This window comes from Odoribacter laneus YIT 12061 (assembly GCF_000243215.1).
Taxonomy (GTDB): Bacteria; Bacteroidota; Bacteroidia; order Bacteroidales; family Marinifilaceae; genus Culturomica; species Culturomica lanea.
Map to the genome: position 1 here is coordinate 543,330 of NZ_JH594596.1, position 24,055 is coordinate 567,384.

22 protein-coding genes are annotated in these 24,055 nt (G+C 41.2%); 13 read left to right on the plus strand and 9 right to left on the minus strand.

Annotation, left to right across the window (positions count from 1 at the left end; genetic code table 11):
- Nucleotides 1–2: 2 nt before the first annotated feature.
- Together gldE and HMPREF9449_RS02255 are read right to left on the minus strand one after the other, a co-directional pair.
- Nucleotides 3–1,325, minus strand: coding sequence for a gliding motility-associated protein GldE (gldE, locus tag HMPREF9449_RS02250; protein ID WP_009135606.1), 1,323 nt, complete (start codon nt 1,323–1,325; stop codon nt 3–5).
- 180 nt (nt 1,326–1,505) lie between these two features.
- Nucleotides 1,506–1,940, minus strand: coding sequence for a single-stranded DNA-binding protein (locus tag HMPREF9449_RS02255; RefSeq protein WP_040611170.1), 435 nt, complete (start codon nt 1,938–1,940; stop codon nt 1,506–1,508).
- 223 nt (nt 1,941–2,163) lie between these two features.
- Here HMPREF9449_RS02255 and HMPREF9449_RS02265 point away from each other — a divergent pair, with 223 nt between their 5' ends.
- The 6 genes from HMPREF9449_RS02265 to ychF all read left to right on the plus strand — a co-directional run bounded on the left by HMPREF9449_RS02265 (nt 2,164) and on the right by ychF (nt 9,480).
- The gene (locus HMPREF9449_RS02265) at nt 2,164–2,511 is read left to right on the plus strand and encodes a hypothetical protein (RefSeq protein WP_009135608.1); all 348 of its coding nucleotides are present in this window, start codon (nt 2,164–2,166) and stop codon (nt 2,509–2,511) included.
- Nucleotides 2,512–2,754: 243 nt separating this feature from the next.
- Nucleotides 2,755–3,042, plus strand: a complete 288-nt coding sequence (locus tag HMPREF9449_RS02270) for an HU family DNA-binding protein (RefSeq protein WP_009135609.1) — start codon at nt 2,755–2,757, stop codon at nt 3,040–3,042.
- A 246-nt stretch (nt 3,043–3,288) separates the two neighbouring features.
- Nucleotides 3,289–4,833, plus strand: a complete 1,545-nt coding sequence (locus tag HMPREF9449_RS02275) for an Rne/Rng family ribonuclease (RefSeq protein ID WP_009135610.1) — start codon at nt 3,289–3,291, stop codon at nt 4,831–4,833.
- Between the two features lie 376 nt (nt 4,834–5,209).
- A complete protein-coding gene (locus tag HMPREF9449_RS02280; protein ID WP_009135611.1) occupies nt 5,210–7,252 on the plus strand; it encodes a protein-disulfide reductase DsbD family protein in 2,043 nt (680 codons plus the stop codon).
- 254 nt (nt 7,253–7,506) lie between these two features.
- Nucleotides 7,507–8,127: a DUF5715 family protein gene (locus tag HMPREF9449_RS02285; RefSeq protein WP_009135612.1), complete on the plus strand. Its 621-nt coding sequence runs from the start codon at nt 7,507–7,509 to the stop codon at nt 8,125–8,127.
- 252 nt (nt 8,128–8,379) lie between these two features.
- Nucleotides 8,380–9,480: a redox-regulated ATPase YchF gene (gene ychF / locus HMPREF9449_RS02290; RefSeq protein ID WP_009135613.1), complete on the plus strand. Its 1,101-nt coding sequence runs from the start codon at nt 8,380–8,382 to the stop codon at nt 9,478–9,480.
- Nucleotides 9,481–9,622: 142 nt separating this feature from the next.
- On the opposite strand, the gene HMPREF9449_RS02295 is transcribed toward ychF, so the two are convergent.
- On the minus strand, nt 9,623–10,252 hold the full coding sequence (locus HMPREF9449_RS02295) for a LolA family protein (protein WP_009135614.1): 630 nt from the start codon (nt 10,250–10,252) through the stop codon (nt 9,623–9,625).
- A gap of 177 nt (nt 10,253–10,429) precedes the next feature.
- Between HMPREF9449_RS02295 and HMPREF9449_RS02300 the strand changes: the two genes are divergently transcribed.
- From HMPREF9449_RS02300 to HMPREF9449_RS02310, 3 genes are all read left to right on the plus strand, one after another.
- Nucleotides 10,430–11,353 (plus strand): DMT family transporter, encoded by a 924-nt coding sequence (locus tag HMPREF9449_RS02300; protein ID WP_009135615.1) that lies wholly within the window; start codon nt 10,430–10,432, stop codon nt 11,351–11,353.
- An 82-nt stretch (nt 11,354–11,435) separates the two neighbouring features.
- On the plus strand, nt 11,436–12,224 hold the full coding sequence (gene cdaA, locus HMPREF9449_RS02305; protein ID WP_009135616.1) for a diadenylate cyclase CdaA: 789 nt from the start codon (nt 11,436–11,438) through the stop codon (nt 12,222–12,224).
- 76 nt (nt 12,225–12,300) lie between these two features.
- Entirely contained in the window at nt 12,301–13,155 is an 855-nt protein-coding gene (locus tag HMPREF9449_RS02310) for a TIGR01777 family oxidoreductase (protein ID WP_009135617.1), read from the plus strand.
- A 153-nt stretch (nt 13,156–13,308) separates the two neighbouring features.
- Here the strand turns inward: HMPREF9449_RS02310 and HMPREF9449_RS02315 are convergent, their stop codons facing one another.
- Both HMPREF9449_RS02315 and HMPREF9449_RS02320 read right to left on the minus strand, forming a co-directional pair.
- Nucleotides 13,309–14,256 (minus strand): phosphoribosylaminoimidazolesuccinocarboxamide synthase, encoded by a 948-nt coding sequence (locus HMPREF9449_RS02315; protein ID WP_009135618.1) that lies wholly within the window; start codon nt 14,254–14,256, stop codon nt 13,309–13,311.
- A gap of 64 nt (nt 14,257–14,320) precedes the next feature.
- Nucleotides 14,321–15,301: a PhoH family protein gene (locus HMPREF9449_RS02320; RefSeq protein WP_009135619.1), complete on the minus strand. Its 981-nt coding sequence runs from the start codon at nt 15,299–15,301 to the stop codon at nt 14,321–14,323.
- Nucleotides 15,302–15,523: 222 nt separating this feature from the next.
- Between HMPREF9449_RS02320 and mazG the strand changes: the two genes are divergently transcribed.
- The 4 genes from mazG (at nt 15,524) to HMPREF9449_RS02340 (ending at nt 21,149) form a co-directional block, all read left to right on the plus strand.
- Nucleotides 15,524–16,324, plus strand: a complete 801-nt coding sequence (gene mazG / locus HMPREF9449_RS02325) for a nucleoside triphosphate pyrophosphohydrolase (RefSeq protein ID WP_009135620.1) — start codon at nt 15,524–15,526, stop codon at nt 16,322–16,324.
- Between the two features lie 10 nt (nt 16,325–16,334).
- Nucleotides 16,335–16,736 carry a hypothetical protein gene (locus tag HMPREF9449_RS02330; RefSeq protein ID WP_229031441.1) on the plus strand — a complete coding sequence of 134 codons (402 nt, stop codon included), beginning with the start codon at nt 16,335–16,337 and terminating at the stop codon, nt 16,734–16,736.
- 166 nt (nt 16,737–16,902) lie between these two features.
- Nucleotides 16,903–20,133: an FAD-dependent oxidoreductase gene (locus HMPREF9449_RS02335; RefSeq protein ID WP_009135622.1), complete on the plus strand. Its 3,231-nt coding sequence runs from the start codon at nt 16,903–16,905 to the stop codon at nt 20,131–20,133.
- A 176-nt stretch (nt 20,134–20,309) separates the two neighbouring features.
- Nucleotides 20,310–21,149: a CvfB family protein gene (locus HMPREF9449_RS02340; protein ID WP_009135623.1), complete on the plus strand. Its 840-nt coding sequence runs from the start codon at nt 20,310–20,312 to the stop codon at nt 21,147–21,149.
- Nucleotides 21,150–21,241: 92 nt separating this feature from the next.
- On the opposite strand, the gene HMPREF9449_RS02345 is transcribed toward HMPREF9449_RS02340, so the two are convergent.
- From HMPREF9449_RS02345 to HMPREF9449_RS02360, 4 genes are all read right to left on the minus strand, one after another.
- The gene (locus HMPREF9449_RS02345; protein WP_009135624.1) at nt 21,242–21,616 is read right to left on the minus strand and encodes a DUF3127 domain-containing protein; all 375 of its coding nucleotides are present in this window, start codon (nt 21,614–21,616) and stop codon (nt 21,242–21,244) included.
- An 80-nt stretch (nt 21,617–21,696) separates the two neighbouring features.
- Complete coding sequence (locus HMPREF9449_RS02350; RefSeq protein ID WP_009135625.1) at nt 21,697–22,425, minus strand: FKBP-type peptidyl-prolyl cis-trans isomerase; 729 nt, start codon at nt 22,423–22,425, stop codon at nt 21,697–21,699.
- A gap of 16 nt (nt 22,426–22,441) precedes the next feature.
- Complete coding sequence (locus tag HMPREF9449_RS02355; RefSeq protein ID WP_009135626.1) at nt 22,442–23,044, minus strand: FKBP-type peptidyl-prolyl cis-trans isomerase; 603 nt, start codon at nt 23,042–23,044, stop codon at nt 22,442–22,444.
- A 166-nt stretch (nt 23,045–23,210) separates the two neighbouring features.
- Entirely contained in the window at nt 23,211–23,864 is a 654-nt protein-coding gene (locus HMPREF9449_RS02360; protein WP_009135627.1) for an ABC transporter ATP-binding protein, read from the minus strand.
- Between the last annotated feature and the right edge of the window lie 191 nt (nt 23,865–24,055).

Sequence of the window (24,055 nt, forward strand, 5' to 3'; positions counted from 1 at the left end):
TGCTATGCCGGTTTTTCCGGTAGAGAAGGAGTACTGTTTTCGTATTTGATTTTCTTAATCCGTCGGTTGTCGACATCCAGAATGGTAAACTTGTGTTCTTTGTAGGTAATGATGTCGTTCTTCTTGGGAAGTTCTCCTTTGATTTCCAAAATAAGGCCTGCTAAGGTATCGGCTTCACCTTCGATATCTTCAAAGCTGTTATCCTCTAAGCCCGTTATCTTTTCGAAATCGTTCAATAGCGTATGTCCTTCAAAAATAAAGGCATTGTTTTTGATTTTGATATACATCCTTTCTTTTTCGTCTGTTTCGTCGTTGATTTCTCCGACGATTTCCTCCAAAATATCCTCCATGGTGACAATGCCCGAAGTACCGCCGTATTCGTCGACGACGATAGCCAAATGAACTTTTTTGGATTGGAATTCTTCCAGTAAGTCGTTGATCTTTTTGGTTTCCGGTACAAAGTAGGCCGGACGGATAAGGCTTTGCCATTTAAATTCCTCCGTTTCACCCAAATAAGGCAGTAAATCTTTAATATAGAGAATTCCTACGATATTATCCAGATTTTCGTCATAAACGGGCATACGGGAATAGCCGTGTTCAACAATCATTTCTTTAATGTGGTTGAAACGGTCTTCCTGATCGATTGCAATGACGTTAATACGGGGTTGAATGATGTCGATCGCATAAATATTGCTAAAACGGACGATGCCTTCCAGAATATCCTTTTCTTCATTGATTTCCGAGTCCTTTGTCAGCTCCAGCGCCTTGGAAAGCTGATCGATAGAAATACTGTCTTTTTTGGCAATTCTTTTGCTGATGATAGAAGTGGAACCGATTAACAATGCCGATATAGGCCGGAACAAAAATCCTAAAAAAGTCAGAGGAGCCGCCATATGAATAGCCATGGACATAGCCGAACGATTGGCATACAATTTGGGAATGATTTCTCCGAAAAGAAGGATAACAAACGTCACGACAACGACTTGTATAAAAAAGCCCAGCAATGGATTGAAAGAGAAATCAAACAGGGAATCCACCAGATAGGAAGAGAGGATAACGATACCTACGTTTACAAAATTGTTTGAGATCAGTATTGTAGCCAGTAGTTTTTCCGGCTTTTTGTATAGATTACAAACTTTTTCATATCCTTTTTGCCGGAGTTCCTCCAATTGTCCGGGGGTAAGAGAAAAATAAGCTACTTCCGAGCCGGATATTGCTGCCGAGGAGAAAAGCAGCAGTAAGAGAATAATAATGTAAATTAAATCGATAAAATTAAACGGGCCGATCGTGTTGTCCGCGACGGCACAGATAAGTTCAGTTTCCAAAATTTATATTATTAGTTAAACATCAAGCATCTGCAAAATTTGTATCGACAAATTTTAAATTTTTAGAGGAGGTTCAAAAGGACTTTTGAGCAGATTCGCGACTTTTCACATCTGATCTGCGATATCTCCCCCAAGGGAAAACTTTCCCTTGAAGGAGTACCTCTATAAATTTAGTTCGTTTTAGAACGGCAGATCGTCACTGTCGTCGGGCGCTGCAGCATTCATGGGTGCAGAGGGAGCTGTACTGGCGCCGGGAGCCCGGTTGGGCATATCGGCACCTTCCTGACGGCCGAAAGACAACATCTGCATATTGTCGGCGTAAATTTCAGTAGTATATCTTTTTACTCCATTTTGATCATCCCAGGAACGAGTACGGATTCGGCCTTCAATATACAGGCGCATTCCTTTTTTGACATATTTTTCTACGATTTCGGCCAAGCCTCGCCACAACACAATATTGTGCCATTCCGTCTGGTCTACTTTTTCCCCATTCTTATTTTTGTAGCTTTCTGTGGTTGCCAGCCGTAAATTCGCAACAGCCACACCACCGTCCAGATACCGAACCTCAGGATCGGCTCCGACATTTCCTATTAAAATTACTTTATTCACCATAATCAGCCGGTTTAAATTTTACACAAGTTACGAAAAAAACAGCTATTTTATAAGCGATTTCAATCAAAAAATTATTGAAAGGCGAATTTAATAATAAATTATGGGATTCGGAAAGTTCGGGAAAAATTTTTATACGAAACAGAAAAATAGATGAATTGTAAAATAGAATACATACATAAAGCTCCAATGAAAAGTAAACATTTATAAAAAGAAAGGAAAACGATAAATGGAAAAATTTCCACCGATAGATACCACTTACTTTTATACTTATGAGTGTGTAGAGCCTTATAACAAATTTTTTTATCGGACGATAGAGGAGATTAAAATGACTTCAACATCCATTTATTGTTTGTTGCGTTATGGTTTGAAGAGTGACCCGGATGTCGTAAAGGATGAGTACACTTTTGTCACGATTAATCGGAAGAGCGGGACTGTAGAAGAATTCAGCATTCCGTGTGAATCGGGAATGACCCCTATTGGGTATGGGCTTAAGGATGATATGCAGGAGAAAATCCAACCCTTCCTCTTTTTTAAGAAAAAAGCTCATTACGGTGTAAGGGTATTTGGTTTATAGGGGGGATGAAATTTAAATGTTTGGACATGTAAGCGAACGGGTCTGTTTTGTTATGCTGCTTGAAGAATCTCTGTTTCATTTTGTGCTATTTGGGAGGTTTATTCATTCTAACTTAGGGGGAATCTGCATTTTTTAATGAAAAAATTCAAAGGTTTGTTTCTTTGTTTGAGGAAAAGGCTTATATTTGCAGACTGAAAACAAATGAAAAGAAATAAATTATTGAATATTAAATATTTATAGAAAATGACTAAAGCGGATATTGTTAACGAAATTTCGAAAACAACCGGGATTGAGAAAGTAGCGGTGCAGGCTACAGTAGAGGCTTTCATGGAGTCAATAAAGAATTCCGTAGTTGGTGGTAAAAATGTGTATTTGAGAGGATTCGGTAGTTTTGTCGTAAAGAAAAGAGCAGAGAAAACAGCCCGGAATATTTCAAAGAACGTAACCATTAAAATTCCAGAACACTTCATTCCTTCATTTAAACCTTCTAAGAGTTTTGTGACAGAAGTTAAGGGTAAAGTAAAAAAATAAGAAAGGAGTAGATTATGCCAAGCGGTAAAAAAAGGAAAAGACATAAGATGGCTACTCACAAACGCAAAAAAAGATTGAGAAAGAATCGTCATAAGAAGAGATAGTCAGCGTTTGTGAGGTGCGAAGATAAACCTAAAGAACCGGAGTTCTTTAGGTTTATTTAATTATAAAAATGAAACCGGAAAAATAGTTCCGGCGTTTCCGTAAGACTTCTAACCGACATGGACTTATAAGGAGTGTTTATCGATGAACAGTGAGTTAGTTATTGATGTCAGGGCAGATGAAATTATCATCGCTTTGTTGAGAGAGAAAAAACTGGTTGAACTGACGAAGGAGAAAACGAGTGTTCAGTTTGCAGTGGGAGATATTTACCTCGGGAAGGTTAAGAAAATTATGCCCGGGTTAAATGCAGCTTTTGTAAATGTCGGGTATGAGAAAGATGCTTTCCTGCATTATTTGGATTTAAGTCCGCAGTTCCATTCGCTGGATAGCTATATTAAACAGTGCATCGCCCGGAAAGGTTTGCCTGTTGCTAAACTGAAGCTGGAACCGGAGATTAGTAAAGTCGGAAAAATTTCCGATATTTTGACAGTCGGTCAATGGGTGGCCGTGCAGGTGGCAAAAGAACCCATTTCTACAAAAGGACCGCGGCTTACTTCGGAATTGAGTATTGCCGGACGGAACTTAGTACTCATGCCTTTTTCCGAAAAGGTATCCGTTTCTCAAAAGATCAAGTCGCCTGAGGAACGGAAAAGGTTAAAACGACTTATCGAAAGTATCAGGCCTAAAAACTATGGGGTGATTGTCCGGACGGTGGCCGAAGGGAAAAAAGTGGCACAGTTTGATAGTGAACTCAAGGAATTGGTGGAAAGGTTTGAAACGGCTTTTAAACATATACGGGATATAGAACCCCCGAAATTGATTTTAGGCGAGATTGATCGTACCAGTGCTTTTCTGCGGGATATATTGAATCCTTCTTTTGAGAATATTTATGTAAATGATATTACCTTGAGTAAAGAAATCAGACATTTTCTGAGTACGATTGCCCCGGAAAAAGAGGATATCGTCAAATATGTCTCTCCGGAAATCCCTATTCTCGATCATTTCGGCGTGGATAAGCAAATCAAATCTTCTTTGGGAAAGACCGTTTCGTTTAAAAACGGGGCTTATCTGATTATTGAGCATACGGAAGCTTTCCATGTGATCGACGTGAATAGCGGAAACCGGGCCAAACTGGGAGATGACCAGGAATCAAACGCCCTGGAGGTAAATCTGGCTGCCGCCGAAGAAGTGGCCCGTCAACTGCAGTTGAGGGATATGGGGGGAATTATTGTCATTGATTTTATCGATATGCAGCAGGCGGAAAACCGGCAGAAATTGTTCGATAAGATGAAGGCCTGTATGGAAATCGACCGTGCCAAACATACGATCCTGCCCTTGAGTAAGTTCGGTTTGATGCAGATTACCCGCCAGCGGGTCAGACCGGAAATGACGGTAGATACCATGGAAGTATGCCCCGTATGCCACGGTACCGGAAAAGCTGAAGCGGCGATATTGATAATCGACAAAATAGAAGACCAGCTGGAATATATTGCACGCGAGAAAAAATGTAAAAATATCGTATTAAAAGTACATCCTTTTGTAGGCGCCTATTTGAAGAAAGGATTTTTTTCTTTGCGCTTGAAATGGGCTTTCCGTTACCGGATTTCGTTGAAGGTAATAGACGTTCCTTCTTATTATATTTATGAATACCACTTTTATAATCAGTATAAGCGGGAAATTACAGATTGAAAAGGTTGGAAAAGTTTGAATGTAAAAAGTCCGGATGTATAAACGGCTGAGAGTACATTAGACTAGATGGGGACTTCCGCATGAAACTACTCAGCGGGATTTTGCTTTCCTGACCTATTTTTCTTCCGGCAGAACCGGAGGTCATTTCCCGGGGGATTCCCGGGCAGGTATTTATCCTTCGTCAACTACTGCCTTACTGAAAGGGGGGGTAATGTTTTCTGTTGTGGAAGTGAAATCTTATTTCCTGCGAATCGTTTTCATTAATTAAATGTTAAATAGGGAATAGACTTTCGTGTAGGGGAAAAATTAGTTCTATTTTTGTTTTCGTATAGAAAACGATTGTCAGAAAATTATACATTTAATTATATATTCATTTATGAAAAAAGGATTATTTACTTTTTTGCTGACTTGTATTTTAGCTGTGATGTCCTTGAGTGCTCAGGTAGAGAATCCGGCCAAATGGACTTTTTCCCGGACGGATTTAGGGAAAGGGGAATACGAGCTGACGATGAAAGCAATTTTAGAACCGGGATGGAAAGTGTATTCCATGTTTACGCCGGAAGGAGGACCTTTGGCCACTACTTTGACGTTGAATGAGGAAGGAAAAGGGGTTGAATTTATCGGGAAAGCTGTCGAAAATGAACCCCAGAAACATTTTGACGAATTGTTCGGAGTAGATGTATGGTATTTTGAAAGCGAATATATCATTCGGCAGAAGGTGAAAGTAACAGACCCTGCCTTAGCTGTTGTAAAAGGAACCCTGGAATACCAGGTATGCCAGAACGGGCAGTGTATCTTGTTTGATACGGATTTTGATATACCCCTTGGCGGACAACAACAGAATGTCAATGAGAAAACGGCGACAGAGCAAATTCAAACAATGCCTGGGGAGAGCAGTAAGGATGAATCTCTGTGGACATTTTTCTGGTTGGCATTTATAGCTGGTTTAGCTGCTGTCGTTATGCCTTGTGTATTTCCCATGATTCCGATGACGGTTTCTTTCTTTATGCATGGGGATGCAAATAAAGCGAAAGCGAAAGTGAAAGCTTTGTTTTTCTCTTTTTCGATCATTGCTATTTATACGATATTGGGAGTGGTCGTTTCGATATTCTTAGGACCTGATTTTATTAATTGGCTGAGTACAAACTGGGTGCCTAATCTGTTCTTTTTTATTGTTTTTATGATTTTCGCTGCTTCCTTTTTCGGAGCATTCGAGATTGTGCTTCCTTCCTGGCTTGTCAACAAGTCCGATAAGCAAGCGGATAAAGGAGGATATATAGGAGCATTTTTTATGGCTTTTACTTTGGTATTGGTTTCTTTTTCCTGTACGGCTCCCATTGTCGGAACGGTTTTGGTAGAAGCAGCCCGGGGATCCGTATTACGGCCTATTATCGGAATGCTTGGATTTTCCTTCGCTGTAGCTTTGCCGTTTGGATTCTTTGCTTTTTTCCCTTCTAAATTGAGTAATTTACCCAAATCGGGAGGATGGCTGAATGCTGTGAAAGTGGTATTGGGATTTATTGAAGTGGCCTTGGGGCTGAAATTTTTGATGGTGGCTGATCAGACTTATCATTGGGGATTACTGGACCGGGAAGTATATATTGCTATTTGGGTGGCTGTATTTACTTTGCAGGGATTGTATTTGATGGGTAAGCTGAAATTTAAAAATGATAGCGATCTGTCGTATATCGGGGTTCCCCGTCTCGCTTTTATTATTGTTACCTTCGCTTTTGTCGTTTATCTTATTCCCGGGATGTTCGGTGCTCCGTTAAAAGCATTGGCTGGTTATCTGCCTCCTCAGGAGACGATAGATTTCGATGTCAACCGGATTGTCAGGGACAATACAAAAGAAATTATAAAAAGCGGGTTGTCTGCCGGAGATCGGAACAGAACCGTGCAGTCGGAGGCCTGCGAAGAACCCAAATATGCTGATTTTTTGCATTTGCCGCACGGATTGGAAGGGTATTATGATTTCCAGCAAGCACTGAAGTGTGCACGGGCTCAGAATAAACCTTTGTTTATTGATTTTACCGGCCACGGTTGCGTGAATTGCCGGGAAATGGAACAGTCTGTCTGGTCGGATCCCCGCATTCTGGATATGTTGAAGCACGATTATGTAGTGGTAGCTTTGTATGTGGATGATAAAAAGACTTTACCGGAAAACGAATGGTACATTTCGGATTACGATGGAAAACAAAAGAAAACATTAGGAAAGAAAAATGCAGATTTTCAAATAAAATATTTTCATTCCAATGCCCAGCCGAATTACATCTTGTTGGATAGCCGGGCAGAAGGAGAAGATTTGGAAAAATATATGCTGATGCCTGCCAGAGGATATGATCTGAACCGGGATGCTTTCTATAACTATCTGAAAGAAGGATTGAAAAAGTTCAAAAGTTTAAATGGTCCGAAAGTTTGACTATTCAGCTATTGAAATGATTTGAAAGGGGAAGGAGAGAGGAGAATAGAATGTTATGCCTGATGAATATTCAGGAGGCGGTATGCTGGGAAATGAACTTCCGGTTTTTGGTAAAAAATGATCAGAAACCGGAAGTTCTGTTTATTTGTGGTGCATTACCCCTGCTGTAAAGGAGAGAAGGGCAAAGTCAATTTAACTATTTCTTTTAAAAAAGTTTTCAATTTTGGTTATCTTTGTTCCCCAAAATGAGTGGGATGCAATATTTAAAATTATTTCTGGTTTTTATTCTTCTGTTTTCGGCGGGATGTGAAGGGCGTCAAAAAGCGGGGCGTTTTGTCTATTTCCGCAATTATTCCCGTACGTTTAATGACCTCAACGACCGGCATCTCAAAGCTGCCCGCCAATGGGGAATCGAACCGGTAAGTGCAGCAGAAGTGTTGAAACGTCGACCCGGGAAAGTGGAGGAGATTAAATCTTGCCGTTTGTATGCTGTCGATCCCCTGACTCATTCCCAGCCTTATCTGGTACCGCGGGCTGCAACTCTTTTACGGACCATTGCTGCTAATTTTAAGGATTCTCTTTCCAGTAAAGGACTGCCTTCGTATTCCATTATTGTCACCAGCGTATTGCGTACAAACGAGTCTCTAAAAAAATTGCGGCGGCGCAATTTGAATGCCAGCGCTAATTCAGCTCATTTGTTCGGTACGACTTTCGATATTGCTTATGCCCGTTTTAAAAAGTCTGCTTTTCGGGAAACCGAAACCGATAAATTGAAGTCCGTATTGGCCGAAGTTTTACGGGACTTGCGGAATGAAAAGCGTTGTTATGTCCGCTATGAATATAAGCAAGGATGTTTCCATATCACGGTACGGTAAGAATTTGCTCCAGGAATACCCCCTTTCTCGTCTCCGGTGTTTATCCGGACTTATTTTCGTATTTATACTGTTGAATACCAGTGCCGCGGAATAAAAGGTATAAGGGGGCGGATAAAAGAAGTTAAAAGTTGGCAACCGGCTGAGGAGAAAACAAAAAAGGATTTCGAAAGGGGTTTGGGTTTTTGCTTTTATAGTATTACCTTTGTGGGCTGATAATTTTAAGCTTCTGGCTTTTAACTTTAACTAAAATTCATGGGATTACAATGTGGAATTGTCGGGCTTCCGAATGTCGGGAAGTCGACCTTATTTAATTGTTTGAGCAATGCAAAAGCGCAATCGGCGAATTTTCCTTTTTGCACGATAGAACCAAATGTAGGAGTAATTACGGTGCCGGACGAACGGCTGAACCGTTTGGTCGAAATCGACAAACCTGCGAGTGTCGTGCCTGCAGTGGTTGAAATTGTCGATATTGCCGGTTTAGTGAAAGGAGCTAGTAAAGGAGAAGGCTTGGGCAATAAATTTTTGTCCAATATACGGGAAACAGATGCAATTATCCATGTGTTGCGCTGTTTTGATGACGATAATATTGTGCACGTAGATGGGCGTGTCGATCCGGTACGGGATAAAGAGATCATCGATACCGAATTGCAGTTGAAGGATTTGGAAACGGTGGAAAACCGTCTTCAGAAAGAAGAGAAACGAGCAATGACGGGAGGGGATGCAACGGCTAAACGATTGGTAGAAGTACTTCATCTCTACAAGGCTGCTTTGGAAAAAGGATTTTCAGCCCGGACGGTGGAACTGAACGAATTGCAGCAGGAGGTAGCCCGGGATTTACAATTGCTGACCAATAAGCCTGTATTGTATGTATGTAATGTAGATGAGGCTTCGGTGGTGAATGGGAATAAGTATGTGGAGGCTGTACGGGAAGCGGTAAAGAACGAAAAAGCCGAAGTGCTGGTTATCGGTGCGGGAATCGAATCAGATATTGCAGAGCTGGATACTTATGAGGAAAAACAAATGTTTCTGGAAGATCTGGGGCTGAAAGAAGCGGGCGTGAATAAATTAATCCGCACCGCTTACCGTTTGCTGAATTTGCAGACTTTTTTCACTGCCGGGGCTAAGGAAGTGCGGGCCTGGACTTTCCGTAAAGGGATGAAAGCCCCTCAGACTGCCGGGATTATCCATACCGACTTTGAAAAGGGGTTTATCCGGGCAGAGGTTATTAAATACGAGGATTATGTCACTTTGGGATCCGAGGCAAAATGCAAAGAAGCCGGAAAAATGTCGGTGGAAGGAAAAGATTATGTTGTACTGGACGGAGATATTATGCATTTCCGGTTTAACGTTTAAAGGGTATAGATAGTTTGAATGGAGGAGGAGGAAGGGGATAAGGATCCCTGTTTGGTTGGGTTTGAACCGAACCAGCATTTGCCTGTCGAAAACGGACAGGCTTGCTGATCGGATGTAAGCTTTTGGCAGAAAGTACGGTTCCTTACCGCATATCGATTACTTCTACCTCTGGGTGGGCGGCAGTGTCGAATTTGAAAAAGGAATCGGCAGGAACAGGGGTAGGTTGTTTGATATTCTTTATTTTGATAATTAAATTGTTGCCGTCTTTTCCGAAAGATTTCACTTCTTCGATAGACGAATCGGCAGTTTTCACCTGTATACCGATTTTGGTGAAATTTTTATCTTCATCAAGCGGATAAAGCTCTATATAGGCAATTCCCTTTTCTTGGGAAACTAGTTTTTGTGTAAATCCGGTGTTGTGAATATCGAATATTTTTGTCGGGCTTAACATCTCTTCTTCCTCATCCGAAGGATTTTTAAGATTCACTTCCTTTACTTCAGGCATATAGGTATAGATGTTTTTTCCATCGTAATAATTCTCCACGTCCATGACATGGAGTTTGTATAGATTACCTTTCATCCAGGCTTTCCCTTCGTGCACTTCCTGAATATCTTCGGCTTTATTTTCCATCGTTAAGGTAAAATCAATTTCAACAGCCGGTAATGCTTTGATTTTAGCAGTCGACTTGTCCAATAAGGTTTTCGCTTCATTTTGAGCATAAGTTGTCAGATATACTGCTATCAAGATAAAAATTGTAATCCAATATCGCATAACTTTTCATTTAGTTAACAGTCGCAAAGGTAATGATTTTAAAAACCTCTTTTTATTTTTTTTCGTTGAAAAAAACAAATGGAACCTAAAAACTTTTCCGGAAAAGAAAATATATTTTAGAAGGCAGGGCATTTACCGGGATGAATTCTTTAATTTTGCGGGGTTAAAAATCGGGGCATGGAGAAAATAAAAGGAATAATTTATGCTTGTATTTCGGCCGGGACGTTCGGAATGATTCCCTTATTTGCCAACACAGCTATGCGGGAGGGGGTAAATAACGATACGATATTGGTATACCGTTATGTAATTGCGGCTCTTGTTTACGGAGTTTACCTGGCCTTCCGGAATATTTCACTGAAAATAAACCGCGAGACTTTGATTGAATTATTGTGGGCAGGTGTCGGCGGGTATGGGATAACAGCTTACTTTTTGTTCCTGTCCTATCGCTATATGCCTACGGGTATTGCTACCTCCATTCATTATCTTTATCCGGTAGTTGTCGCTGTCTTTATGTCTTTGTTTTACAAACAGCATTTGTCTATACGAGTGAAAGGAGCCATTGTTCTGGCTATTTTAGGGGTATATTTTATGTCCTGGAGCGATGGCGAAATAAAATGGGCCGGTTTGATATTCGCTTTACTGACGACTTTTACTTACGGTACTTATATTGTGGCCCTTAACCGGCCTCATTTGAAAGCTTTGAATGCGGATGCACTGACTTTTTATGTGTTGGCTTTTACAGCTTTGTTTTATTTATTGACAGCTGGCTTGAGGAGAAATTTGGTATTGAATTTTACGCCTCATTTTTTATTCGATATGTCGATGCTGGGCATTTTGAGTACGGTTATCTCTGCCCGGCTTTTGGTGGCGGCTGTGGAGCGTATCGGATCGGTAGCGACTTCTGTACTGGGCACCCTGGAACCGATTACAGCTATCATTATCGGTGTTTTTGCTTTTCAAGAGGAATTAGGAATTAAAAATTTTGTCGGTTTATTGTTGGTGTTAATAGCTGTATTGATTGTTATTTTGAGTATGAACGAGCGGCATAAAAAGAAACAACGGCAGATATTCAACAGACAATTTGATGCAAGAAGAAAATAATCCCTTCTTTACATTCCGCGGTTCTTATTGGTAGATTGGTATATTTTATTTAGTTTTGTATATTATTTAAAGAAACCTGTAAATGATACCTCTGTTTATCAAGTTCGGTATATTCGATGTCCTGGATATCTTAATCGTAGCTTTTATCTTTTATCAGATTTATCGCTTGGTAAAAGGTACAGCTGCAATTAATATTTTTGCAGGTATATTTATTTTTTATCTGGCTTGGCTGTTGGTGAGGGCTTTTAATATGGAGTTGATTTCTTCCATTCTGGGTCAGTTTATCGGGATGGGAGTTATTGCTTTATTGATTGTATTCCAGCAGGAAGTGAGGCGTTTTTTGCTGTTGATTGGAAGTAAATATAATTTGCAGAATATCTTTAATCTGGAAAGTTTGTTCGCTAAACCTGCCATTAAGGAGGATGTTTCGGAGGCCATTGTCCAATCGTGTGAATATTTTTCCATGACAAAGACCGGAGCTTTAATTGTATTTGCCCAAAATACCGAATTGTTTAATTATGCTCAGACGGGAGTGATTTTAAGGGCTAAAGTAACGGCTGATCTGATAGAGAATATATTTTTCAAAAATACCCCTTTACACGATGGGGCTGTCATCATTGCTGAAAATAAGATATTGGCTGCCCGTTGTATCTTGCCGGTATCGGATAAGACGGATCTGCCCGGTAGTATGGGTTTGCGGCACCGGGCCGCCTTGGGATTGAGTGCTGTCAGTGACGCTCTTATCGTAGTTGTCAGCGAGGAAACCGGAAATATTACTTTTGTAAAAGATGGGAGTTATAAGGTCAGAGTCAGTCCGGAAGAGTTACGTACGTTTCTGCACAAAGATTTTACAGGATTTATTGTGAATTAATCGCTTCTACATTTTTTCTTATTCCGAAACTTTTCTTTTCTATCGTCGTTAATAAGCTTTACAAACTTTAAAGCTTATGAATGTATTGGTTACCGGCTTGGGAGGATTTATCGGCCAGCATGTGAAGAGCGTGTTCGAAGGAGAAGGGCATCGGATTTATACGGTGCCAAGGGAGGTTTTATTGCCCGGAGGAAAGACATTACAGGAAGCTACGGAAGGAGCCGATGTGATTGTGAATCTGGCTGGTGAAAATTTGATGGGACGCTGGACCAATGAGAAAATGATTGAAATCGTGGAATCCCGCCGGGTAATTACCCGGAATCTGGTAAAAGCCGTCAATGCCTCGGAGAAGAAGCCTTTTTTGTGGATTAATGCTTCGGCTGTGGGAATTTATAAACCCGACGTATTTTGTGACGAAGAATCGGTTGATTTGGGGGATAATTTTCTGGCTGCTGTGGTAAAAGCTTGGGAAAAAGAATTGAATACTTTGTATCAGATCCGTCAAGTCGTCCTAAGATTCGGAATTGTAATCGGCAGAGACGGAGGTGTTGTGCGCAAGTTAATGCCTTTGGTGAAATCGCGTATCGCTGTCGTCTTGGGGAACGGACGGCAGGAATTTCCCCTTATACACGTAGAAGACGTCGCAAGATTTATGCTTTATAGTCTGAGACACGGAGAAATAAGGGGAATCTACAATATGGTCATTCCGAATGCGGTGAATTACCGACAGTTTGTGCACACCCTTTCGATAAGCCGCCCTCCTTTTGTCACTTTTTCTGTTCCGCGTTGGTTGCTGTGGATGGTGATGGGAGAAGCCGAGGGGGTATTAACTAGTTCTGCCCATGTACTGCCCATGCGGATGATGAGATCAGGTTATGAGTTAAAGTACAGAACTTTGAATGAAATGGTAGAAGGGGGAAAAGTCCATTGAGAGCTTACTCCTTGACTTTGACAAGTTGTTCGTTTATACAAAATTTGGGTAGAGGCAAAAAGAAAATCGTAATAAAGGTCTTTTATCACGATTTCTATTAGTATGAATTTTGTAAGAATCTCAAAATCCGGTTTCTTTCTTTAGTTGGAATAACTACAGTAACGTCTTCAAGCAAGCGTTTACGTTATTTTCGATCCGTTTTAATACGTCCGTACTTTCGTCTTTTACGAATTTTTGTCCGGTAATATTTTCGTACAACTCGATATAGCGTTCTGTAATACCGTTGATGATGGCTGGTGTCATTTCCGGAATTTGTTGTCCGGATTGTCCCTGGAAACCGTTTTCCATCAACCATTCCCGTACGAATTCTTTCGAAAGTTGTTTTTGTTTTTCTCCTTTTTGGAAACGTTCCTCGTAACCTTGGGCATAGAAATAACGGGAGGAATCCGGGGTATGTATTTCGTCGATCAGGTAGATTTTCCCGTCTTTTTTTCCGAATTCGTATTTCGTATCCACTAGGATAAGACCTTTTTCAGCTGCCATTTCGCTGCCTCTTTGGAATAAGGCGAACGTATATTTTTCCAGTAATTCGTAATCTTCGCGGCTCACTAATCCTTGGGCGATGATCTCTTCTTTGGAAATATTTTCGTCATGTCCTTCGTCTGCTTTTGTCGTAGGAGTAATGATCGGACTAGGGAACTTTTGGTTTTCTTTCATCCCTTCTGCCAACGGATTACCGCAAAGCATCCGTTCGCCGGCTTGATAAGCCCGCCAGGAGCTGCCTGTAAGATAGCCCCGAATGACCATTTCTACTTTAAAAGGCTGGCACATATGGCCGACAGTAACCATAGGATCGGGCGTAGCGATTTTCCAATTGGGAACGATGTCAGCAGTGGCATCCAGAAATTTCGAAGCAATTTGATTTAAGACTTGTCCTTTATAGGGAATTCCCTTCGGAAGAACCACATCGAACGCTGAAATCCGGTCGGATACCAGCATTACCAAGTATTCGTCGTTGATGTTGTACACGTCGCGTACTTTCCCTTTGTAGACACTTTTCTGCTTTGGAAAATGGAAATCGGTTTTTACAATAGCTTCCATGCTTATTTTGCAATTAATGTTCATTTATATGAGTGAGGCAAAAGTAATAAAAAACTTCTGTTGTTTATCGGTCCTCTTGTTTTTCGTGGTGATTTTCCCCTTTTTTTTCCTCTTTTTCTTCATAAGCCTTGACGATGTCTTTTACGAGGCGGTGACGGATGATATCCCCGGAATCGAATTCAACAAAAGCAATACCTTTGATGCTGTGAAGGATTTTGAAAGCGTGTATTAAGCCCGATTCGGTTCGTTTGGGTAAATCAATCTGGCTCATGTCCCCGGTAACCACAAATTTAGCACTTACGCCCATCCGGGTGAGAAACATTTTCAACTGGTTGCGGGTGGTGTTTTGGGCTTCGTCCAATATGACGAATGCATCGTTCAGCGTTCTGCCGCGCATATAAGCCAGGGGTGCGATCTGTATGACATCGGTTTCGAGATAATCTTCCAGTTTTTTAGGTGGAATCATATCCGACAGCGCATCGTATAAGGGCTGTAGGTAAGGATCTACTTTCTCTTTCATATCCCCCGGAAGAAAGCCCAAACTTTCGCCGGCTTCTACGGCGGGGCGACTGAGGATAATTCGGCGGACTTCCCGGTTGCGGAGAGCTTTTACTGCGAGTGCAATGGCGGTGTACGTTTTGCCGGAGCCTGCCGGACCAGTTGCAAAAAGCAGGTCGTTGGTACGGGCCAATTCGACCAATTTACGTTGGTTGGGTGTACGGGCCCGTATGGCTTTCCCGGAATTTCCGAAAAGAATCACAGATTCCATATCTTCCGGATTTTCGATAGCATTGTCTTCTATTAGAATCCGTTTTAAATTGGCTACAGTGAGCATATTATAACGGTGGTAATGTTCCAGTAAGGCTGTAATTTTAGAGTAGAGGATTTCAATATCATTTTCTTCTCCTTGTATAATAATTTCATCTCCCCGGGCCGTGATCTTTAGTTTAGGAAAATAGTCTTTTAGCAGATTGAATTTAGTGTTATTAACGCCATAGAAATCAATGGGATCTATATTTCCGATACTTATTCTTTTCTCTATCATGAAACTTCAAATAAAACCTTTATTTTTGCAGGTGCAAATTAATAAAAAACGATTAAGGTTAGTTCATTGGGGGATTAAAGTTTTTAATCCTTTTTGCTTAAACGTCAATTTTTGGAGAATGTTGAGAGAAAGGGAATTTTATGTGTGTTATAGGGCTGAAAATAATCAGAACATGTAGCATGACGTTTTGTTTCCGTTGTTCATTGAAAAAGTTAGAAATATATGAATCATTTAAAGGAGAAAAAAGAAGCTTTTGCCGAACTTTTGGAAGTTATAGAAACCTTGAGGAAACAATGTCCCTGGGATAAGAAACAGACATTCGAATCTTTGAGAAGCCTCACCATTGAAGAAGTGTATGAATTGGGAGATGCTATTCTGGAGAAAGATTTGCCAGAAGTGAAGAAAGAGCTGGGAGATTTAATGATGCATATGGTATTTTATGCCAGCCTGGCAGAAGAACAGGGAGATTTCGATATGGCGGACGTCTTGAGGGGTATTTGTGAGAAATTGCGCTACCGCCATCCGCATATTTATGGAGATGTACGGGTGAAGGATGAAAAAGATGTTTTGCAGAATTGGGAACAACTGAAGTTAAAAGAGAAAGGTCGGAAACACAAGGTATTGGAAGGTGTGCCGGTTTCTTTGCCGGCTTTGGTGAAAGCCTATCGTATTCAGGATAAAGTGAGGGGAGCCGGGTTTGACTGGAAAAAGAAGGAGGATGTATGGGAGAAGGTGAAAGAGGAATTGGGGGAATTTGAAGCAGAACTGCGAAAAGGTGATACCGAAAAAATGGAAACGGAATTGGGCGATTTTTTGTTTGCCGTGATCAATGCGGCCCGCTTGTATGGTATCAATCCGGAAAATGCCTTAGAGAAGACAAATCATAAATTTATCAATCGTTTTGCTTATGTGGAGGAAAAAGCCGGTATTGCAGGGAAAAAGTTAAATGAGATGGAATTGGAGGAAATGGAAGCTTATTGGGAGGAAGCAAAGCGTTTAGAGGAAAAGGAGCAGGAATTGTAATTGCAATATAATGGGATTTAGAATGAAGCTTACGGGAAAGTGGAAATATCGGGAAAATTATGGATATGGAGTGGCAGAAGGAGAAGTTGTATTGCAACAAGAGAAGAATAAACTTTCCGGCAGAATTATTTTTACAGATAAAACCGAAGGAGACGGTACTTCTATGATTCAGGAATTTTTAAGCGGAGAAATAGAGGGACTTAAAGTCCGTATACAAGCCCGTGAATTCGATGTGATCTACTCTGAACATAAGATTGAATATAAATTGGATAACTGGTTTGGCATATTGGTAGACAAGGTAACTATCAAAGGAATAAGTATGGATGAACAAGGGATAGAAGGTTATTTCGTGTTTGAGAAATGTGAAGAGGAGCCTTCGGAAATAACAGAAATTGCAAAGAAGGTTTCCTGACTTTCGGGTTTTATTTTTCAAGGGTGGACTATAGGGAAAAAGCTTGTAACAGAAATTTTCGGGTCGGATGTTTTAAATCGGATAGAAAAGTTGACGAAAGTCAGCTTTTTTTTTATTTTTTTAGATTAGGTTTACCCTGCTAAATAATCAAAATCATTGAGAAACCATGTCTAAAATTGAAAATCACCCTATATTGGATGTCCCGGTCAGGGATAAAGTCGTTTTTTTATATAACGGGAAAAAAATTGAAGCGGAGAGTGGGTATACCATTGCTGCAGCTTTGCATCGGGCAGGTTATCCTGTACACAGCCACAGTTTGGACGGACGGGAACGGTCGCTGGAATGTGGCATCGGAAAATGCGGTGCCTGTGAGATGTTGGTAGACGGGAAAATCCGGCGTATATGTATCACCAAAGTGGATGGCATAAAAGAAGTGGAGGAGATTTCAGAGAAGTGTATGCCGAAGGAAAAATCCACTGTCGTTCCGGAAAAGAAACAGATCTTGCGGACGAGGGTGGTGATCATCGGAGCGGGTCCGGCAGGTTTAGCCGTTCGGGAAGAATTCAATAAGCATGGCGTAGATAATATTGTGATCGACAGCAACGATAAAATTGGCGGTCAATTTACGATGCAAACCCATCAATTCTTTTTCTTTGAGAAAGAGAAGCGGTTTGGAGGAATGCGGGGATTTGACATTGCTAAAACATTGGCCGGAGAAAATGCAGACGGGATTTATCTGAATTGCGTGGTATGGGATTTACTGGAAGGGAAGAGGGTTGCCGTAAAGAATATTTCTACAGAAGAGGTATTCTTTGTCGATGCCGATTATCTGGTAGTGGCTACCGGGGCTGTACCTTTTATGCCGGCTTTTGAAAATGACGATTTGCCGGGAGTTTATACAGCGGCCGTGGTACAGAAAATGATGAATAATGAGATGACATTGCTGGGGAAAAATGTGCTGACTGTGGGGGCTGGGAATATAGGTTACCTGACTTCTTACCAGCTGATGCAGGCAGGCGCCAAGGTGAAAGCTATCATTGAAGCAATGCCCCGGGAAGGCGGTTTCCCGGTGCAAGCAAACCGGGTGCGTCGTTTGGCTATTCCGGTGATGACGTCTTATATTTTGCTGAAAGCTATTCCCAATAAAACCTGCGATGGCATTGTAGGAGCCGTGATTGCCCGTTGTGAGAATTTTAAACCGGTGCCGGGGACTGAAAAAATTATTGAAGGGATAGATGTCATTAATATATGTACGGGACTTATACCGGATAACCAATTGCTTACGAAAGGAAAAGAAGTATTTGGAGGAAAATGTTTTGCAGCGGGGGATGCTATCCGTATCGGGGAAGGGACGAGCGCCGTGTTGAAAGGAAGGCATACCGCTATGCAAATTATGATGGAACTGGGAGTAAATATAAATTATGATGATTATCTTTTATTGTCCAAAGAATATATCGATTCTCAACAACATCCGGAGAAAATTTTAGATGAGCCGAATTTGCCCGATCCGGAACGGATGTTGGCCCGGGGCTTTGTACAAGCCGACTGTTTATATGGATTTGCTTGTAATCCCTGTTCTTTTGCCTGTCCTCACGGAGCAATCACAAAGTCTTCTACCTCTGCCGTACCGACGGTGCATTATGATAAATGTATCGGTTGTATGGAATGTGTTTACCAATGCCCGGGTCTGGCTATTTTTGGTTATCACATCAAAAAAGATATGCTGTTTTTGCCTATAGAATATGAAGCGCAGGAAGGACAGGAAGTATACTTGGTCAATAACAACGGAGAGAAACTGGGAGAGGGCGTATTGGAAAAAATATTACGGAAGCCGAATAAAACCAATGTAGCCCGTGTAAGAGCTTTGACGATACACGGGGAAGAGCTGACCTTGGTAAGAGGATTTATCGTAAAATCTAATTATCCGGAACCTTTGGATCTAAAACCGTTGCTCCGGGACGAAAAGGGAGAGACGTATATTTGTCATTGCGATGATGTGAAATTGGAGGAAGTATTGCAGGTGATAGGAGATCGTTCCTTTATTTCTATAGATGAAATTAAGCATACGACGCATTTGGGCATGGGACCTTGCCGGGGGAAACGCTGTATTCCCCGTTTGCGTCAGGCATTGAGGAGTAGGGGAATTGAGCTGACGGGAGATGCGACTCCCCGGGCTCCCCTTTCCAATCAGCTCAGTCTGGGAGAATTGCATCCGGCTAAGAAAGGTGATGTCTATAGGGTTGCCAACCGGGATGGGTTTAAGAAAATTGAAGTAGGAGCCCTTATTGCCGGTGGAGGTATGGCCGGGAGTTCATTGTTCCGTTACATGGCAGAGGCCGGTATGAATCCTGTTCTGGTAAATGCGGATAGAGGTTCTTCCTGGCGCAATATCGGCGGGGGACGTACGGCTTTTTCCTTACCCGAATTAGCGGAGATAGCGGCCCGTAATCATTCGATATTTAAAGAGTTACAATATTTGTCCAATATCGATTACCGACCCATCAAATATGTGAATTTCGCTCACGATGAAGAAACTTATAAAGCCTTGGAGGCAAGTAAGGCTTGGTCGAAAGCGGAGATGGTTGCTCCCAAGCAGTTCCGGGAAGAAATTTCTCCTTATTTTAATTCGAAATCTAAAAAATATCTGGCTGCTTTGATTTCTGATGAATGCTGGCAGGCTACTCCGGGAAAAGTCGTGGACCTGATCCGGAACATCGGAATTGCCGCCGGTGGGACCGTTATGGAGGATTGCCGGGTGATTGAGGCTGTAAGAGATGGAAAATATACCAGTGTATTGGTATCGACCCACGATAAGCAGTATATAGAATACCGGACAGAACATTTTGTGAATGCCTTGGGAAGCGGGGCCGGGAAACTTTGCGATAGTATGGGAATAGACGCAGGTCTTTATCCTGTAAGGCATCAGGCTTTTATCACCCGCCGTTTGCCTATGCTCGGGAAAAACGGGGCCAATCTGGATATGTTGATTGACCGTCAGGACTACAAAGGTTTTTCTGCTGTCTATGGACAACAGATTGCTTATACCGGGCAGATTATCGGCTGCGCTTCTCCGAAACTGGACGCCATGCGTATCGATAAGAACCTCAAGTTGAATACCAAGGCTTTTCTGGAAATTGTCAGCGAAATGTTTGTGGAATGGATACCGGATTTGGCCGGAGTGGGGATACAAGCTGTCTGGGCCGGTTATTATACGGAACCGCGTTACATAGTCGATCCGGAATTAGGATTATTTGTCGGAATGCGCGGACACGGGTTTATGCTTTCACAGTATATTGCCAAAATGTACGTCGATAAACTGATGGGACGTCCTGTACCGGAATATTTTGATAAGTTGAAATTGAACGGACCGGGATTATCGGAGAAAGCTTTTAAATAATTTGTCGGTTTGCAGAATTTGAGGTGACAGGAGAAGGGTTCTCTTGTCACCTTTTTATTTCCTTTGGCTTCCGATGATTTTCCCTCTTATTTTTTCTGATCTTTACTATTTTACATTCGGACATTTAAATTTGTCTTTACTCTCTGTTTGCACTATCTTTGACCCAAAATAGAATTATGATAGAAATAGGAAAATACAATACTTTGACTGTTGTGAAGGCCGTAGATTTCGGTGTGTATCTGGATGGGGAAGAGAGAGGAGAAATCCTTTTACCGAAAGAGTATGTACCTGAAAATTGTTTTCCGGAGGATGAATTGAAGGTGTTTATTTATTTCGATTCGGAGGATCGGATCATTGCTACGACTGAGACCCCCTTGGTTACGGTTGGAGAGTTTGCCTATATGAAAGTCGTGGCTAGTAGTAGTGTCGGGGCTTTTTTGGACTGGGGGTTGCGTAAAGATTTATTAGTGCCTTTCCGGGAACAAAGGACAAAGATGATGGAAGGAAATTCTTATCTGGTGTATGCTTATGTGGATGAAGAGACAGATCGGATTGTGGCTACTTCCAAAATAGAGAAATATCTGGATAAAACGCCCGTTACTTATGAGATCGGCGAAGAAGTGGATTTATTGATAGCCCGCCCTTCAGATCTGGGGTTCAGTGTGATTATTAATCAGGCTCATTGGGGATTGATATACCGGAATGAAATCTTTCAACCCATACGGATCGGACAGAAATTGAAGGGTTATATTAAGGAAGTCCGGCCGGATGGAAAGATCGATGTGCGCTTGCAGCCTGACGGGTATGTGGGAATAGACGCTCTTGGCCGGAAGATAATAGAGAAAATGGAAGACAACGGAGGGATTTTGGACGTATCCGATAAAACAGCTCCCGAAATTATTTATAAGTTGTTCGGATGCAGTAAAAAGAATTATAAAAAAGCGATCGGAGCTCTTTACCGTCAAGGTATTATTGATATCGGAGAAGAGGAAATCCGTTTGAAAGCAGAGGAATAAGATGAATGCGGTTGTTTAAATATTAAATGTTCAAAGGACTAATGGCATTTTTTCACAAAGACATTAATCCTTTTAAACATTTGAACCGTCTGTCAGAAAGGGAGGTCGTCAGCTTCCGGCATAGGGGGAATGTCTTCTACACGGTATTCCGGAATAGGCATATTTTCCGGAGTTTGAGGTTGGATTTTTTCGATCCGCCAACCTTCCAGATTCGTAAAATAGGAAATTTGACCTTTATTTTCCCATTTCCGTCCCCTTACGTTAAAATATACTTTTATACTTTCGTTCAGTTCTATGTTTTCTAAAAGATCGCAACGGTCTTGGATCAATTGGATTTTTACAAAATCGTTCCATTGGGGATTTTTTTCGTTTTCTACCTCAATAACGAATTCTCTTTTCTGAAATCTTTCGCTGATGTGCTGGGTTTCTTCTTTAAAAATGAGTTTCCCGCTAATTTCGTAATTCATAAAATTGTAAATGATGCATGTTTAATAAAACAGAGCCTGGAGTGATCGCCCCAAGCTCTGTATATCCGTTTAGTTGTCAATTATTTTTTGTTCTGGTTAGGAGTTCCTTCTGGTACTTCCGGAGTAACAATATCCAATAATTCAACTTCAAAAGTCAATGCCTGATTCGGGCCGATACCCCGGTTTCCTCTAGAACCATAGGCTTCATCGGCAGGTAAATAGATAATCCATTTGGAACCTACAGGCATATTTTGTAACGCTTTTGACCAGCCCGGGATGACGTGGTTTAATGCAAATTCTGCCGGTTCTTTTCTTTCCAATGAAGAATCAAAAACAGTTCCATCGGGTAAGGTACCTTTGTAATGTACTTTTACCATATCCGTAGCAGTCGGTTTCGGTCCGTTTCCTTCTTTTTCCACTTTGTAAAGAATACCATTACCTAAAGTGTCAACACCGGATTCTTTTGCTTTTTTAGCCAGATATTCTTCACTTTCTTTCTTATTATCTTCTGCTAGTTTCATTTGTAAGCTCTGGAAATAATTGTTCAGGAACATTTGCATTTCCATATTGCTGGCTTTTATCTCTTTTTTCTCGATACCGGTATTCATACCTGCTACGAAAGACTGCATATTGAAGTCCTTCATCTTGAATTGGCTTACACCTGAACCTTGAAGGTATCCTAAATAATAAGAAGCCGTATCACTGGCCGTTTTTAAAACAGGAGTAGTGGTGTTGAGAGATCCGCTGTTACAACCGGTCATCATCAAGGCACCGGCACAAAGGAACAAGAATAAATTTTTTGTTTTCATTGTTTAGAATTTATAATTATACGATATCCAATAGTTCTACATCAAAAATAAGCGTTTCATTCGGTCCGATACTCTGGCCTGCACCATGGCTGCCATAAGCTAATTCCGAAGGAATATACAGTTGCCATTTCGAACCGGTATTCATCAGCTGTAAGGCTTCTACCCATCCCGCAATTACCCCGCTTACCGGGAATTCTGCCGGTTCCCCTCTCCGAATGGAAGAATCGAAAATAGCACCGTTGATTAAACGGCCTTCATAATGGCATTTTACGGTATCCGAAGCTTTGGGTTTCGGTCCGTTCCCGTTTTTCAATATCTTATACTGGAGTCCACTGGGAAGAGTAATTACTCCTTCTTGTTTTTTGTTCTCTTCTAAAAACTTATTTCCAGCTTCCTTAGCAGCATTTCCTTGCTCTTTCTGGAGGCCTTCGAAAAAATTCTGTAAAATTTTATTGGCTTCGTCCGGATTTATTTCTGGCATACGCCCTTCGAAAACAGTCGCCAAACCATCGTTGAAGGCTTCTGCATTCAGTGTTTTTACTCCTGATGAAATCAGATTGCTGGCAATACTTAAGCCCAAGCTGTAACTTACTTTATCAAAATCGTTTGAATACTTCATTAAATTGTATTTTAAAAGTTTACATCCCGCCTTTCAATCTGACTTTATGGATGTTTATATGTGTATTTCTTAAATTAAATCATGCAAAGATAAGAGGAAAACTAAAATTTAAAAGCTAAAATTTAATAAAATTATAGTTATTGCCGGGTTTTATGTATTCTTTTTCCTAGGCTATAATTTTTCCGTCTTTTAAATGTATTTGCCGGTCAGACATTTCTGCCAGTCCCGTATCATGCGTGACAATGACAAAGGTCTGCCCCAGTTCCTCCCTCAAGGTGAAAAAGAGCCGGTGCAATTCGTTTTTGGTAAGGGTATCCAAATTTCCGGAAGGCTCGTCGGCTAAAATTATTTTCGGATCGTTGACAAGGGCTCTGGCGACGGATACCCTTTGCTGTTCACCTCCCGACAATTCGTTCGGTTTGTGACTGATCCGTTCTTTTAACCCCATTAATTCCAGCAAAGTGATGGCTTTCTTTTCCGCTTCTTTTCCACTTTTCCCTTTGATCCAAGCCGGCATACAAACATTTTCAAGAGCGGTAAATTCAGGTAATAAATGGTGAAATTGAAAGACAAAGCCGATGTTGTTGTTGCGGAAAGCTGCCAGTTTGTTAGGTGAGAAAGTAGCTATGTTGGTGTTCTCAAACCACAATTCACCGCTATCGGGAGAGTCGAGCGTACCGATAATGTGCAAAAGAGTACTCTTTCCCGCCCCACTGGCTCCGACAATAGTGACAATTTCTTTTTCCCCTATGGTTAAATCCACCCCTTTGAGTACTTGCAAAGGACCGTAACTTTTCTTTATTTTTTTTACTTGAATCATGTAAATTTCACTTGCCTTTTTAAATATCGGACTGTAAAGATAGTCATTAAATGCCAGAACTTGTATATTTGTTTTCGATTTTGAAAGGATATTTGTTTTGGGAAGGAAATCCCGGCATTTGAACGGAGAAAATGAAACAAGGGGCTGCGGTTTTGTTTTGACAAATGAACGGATAGCTTTTAAAGGAAGAC

What these genes read in the sequence shown, in the direction of transcription:
- HMPREF9449_RS02285 (WP_009135612.1), top strand. Translation starts at nt 7,507, where the DNA reads ATGCAATATTTAAAATTATTTCTGGTTTTTATTCTTCTGTTTTCGGCG.
- HMPREF9449_RS02275 (WP_009135610.1), top strand. Translation starts at nt 3,289, where the DNA reads ATGAACAGTGAGTTAGTTATTGATGTCAGGGCAGATGAAATTATCATC.
- HMPREF9449_RS02345 (WP_009135624.1), bottom strand. Translation starts at nt 21,616, where the DNA reads ATGAATTACGAAATTAGCGGGAAACTCATTTTTAAAGAAGAAACCCAG.
- HMPREF9449_RS02280 (WP_009135611.1), top strand. Translation starts at nt 5,210, where the DNA reads ATGAAAAAAGGATTATTTACTTTTTTGCTGACTTGTATTTTAGCTGTG.
- HMPREF9449_RS02320 (WP_009135619.1), bottom strand. Translation starts at nt 15,301, where the DNA reads ATGATAGAGAAAAGAATAAGTATCGGAAATATAGATCCCATTGATTTC.
- HMPREF9449_RS02270 (WP_009135609.1), top strand. Translation starts at nt 2,755, where the DNA reads ATGACTAAAGCGGATATTGTTAACGAAATTTCGAAAACAACCGGGATT.
- HMPREF9449_RS02330 (WP_229031441.1), top strand. Translation starts at nt 16,335, where the DNA reads ATGGGATTTAGAATGAAGCTTACGGGAAAGTGGAAATATCGGGAAAAT.
- HMPREF9449_RS02335 (WP_009135622.1), top strand. Translation starts at nt 16,903, where the DNA reads ATGTCTAAAATTGAAAATCACCCTATATTGGATGTCCCGGTCAGGGAT.
- cdaA (WP_009135616.1), top strand. Translation starts at nt 11,436, where the DNA reads ATGATACCTCTGTTTATCAAGTTCGGTATATTCGATGTCCTGGATATC.
- HMPREF9449_RS02265 (WP_009135608.1), top strand. Translation starts at nt 2,164, where the DNA reads ATGGAAAAATTTCCACCGATAGATACCACTTACTTTTATACTTATGAG.
- HMPREF9449_RS02355 (WP_009135626.1), bottom strand. Translation starts at nt 23,044, where the DNA reads ATGAAGTATTCAAACGATTTTGATAAAGTAAGTTACAGCTTGGGCTTA.
- HMPREF9449_RS02360 (WP_009135627.1), bottom strand. Translation starts at nt 23,864, where the DNA reads ATGATTCAAGTAAAAAAAATAAAGAAAAGTTACGGTCCTTTGCAAGTA.
- HMPREF9449_RS02300 (WP_009135615.1), top strand. Translation starts at nt 10,430, where the DNA reads ATGGAGAAAATAAAAGGAATAATTTATGCTTGTATTTCGGCCGGGACG.
- HMPREF9449_RS02315 (WP_009135618.1), bottom strand. Translation starts at nt 14,256, where the DNA reads ATGGAAGCTATTGTAAAAACCGATTTCCATTTTCCAAAGCAGAAAAGT.
- ychF (WP_009135613.1), top strand. Translation starts at nt 8,380, where the DNA reads ATGGGATTACAATGTGGAATTGTCGGGCTTCCGAATGTCGGGAAGTCG.
- HMPREF9449_RS02310 (WP_009135617.1), top strand. Translation starts at nt 12,301, where the DNA reads ATGAATGTATTGGTTACCGGCTTGGGAGGATTTATCGGCCAGCATGTG.
- HMPREF9449_RS02350 (WP_009135625.1), bottom strand. Translation starts at nt 22,425, where the DNA reads ATGAAAACAAAAAATTTATTCTTGTTCCTTTGTGCCGGTGCCTTGATG.
- HMPREF9449_RS02295 (WP_009135614.1), bottom strand. Translation starts at nt 10,252, where the DNA reads ATGCGATATTGGATTACAATTTTTATCTTGATAGCAGTATATCTGACA.
- mazG (WP_009135620.1), top strand. Translation starts at nt 15,524, where the DNA reads ATGAATCATTTAAAGGAGAAAAAAGAAGCTTTTGCCGAACTTTTGGAA.
- HMPREF9449_RS02340 (WP_009135623.1), top strand. Translation starts at nt 20,310, where the DNA reads ATGATAGAAATAGGAAAATACAATACTTTGACTGTTGTGAAGGCCGTA.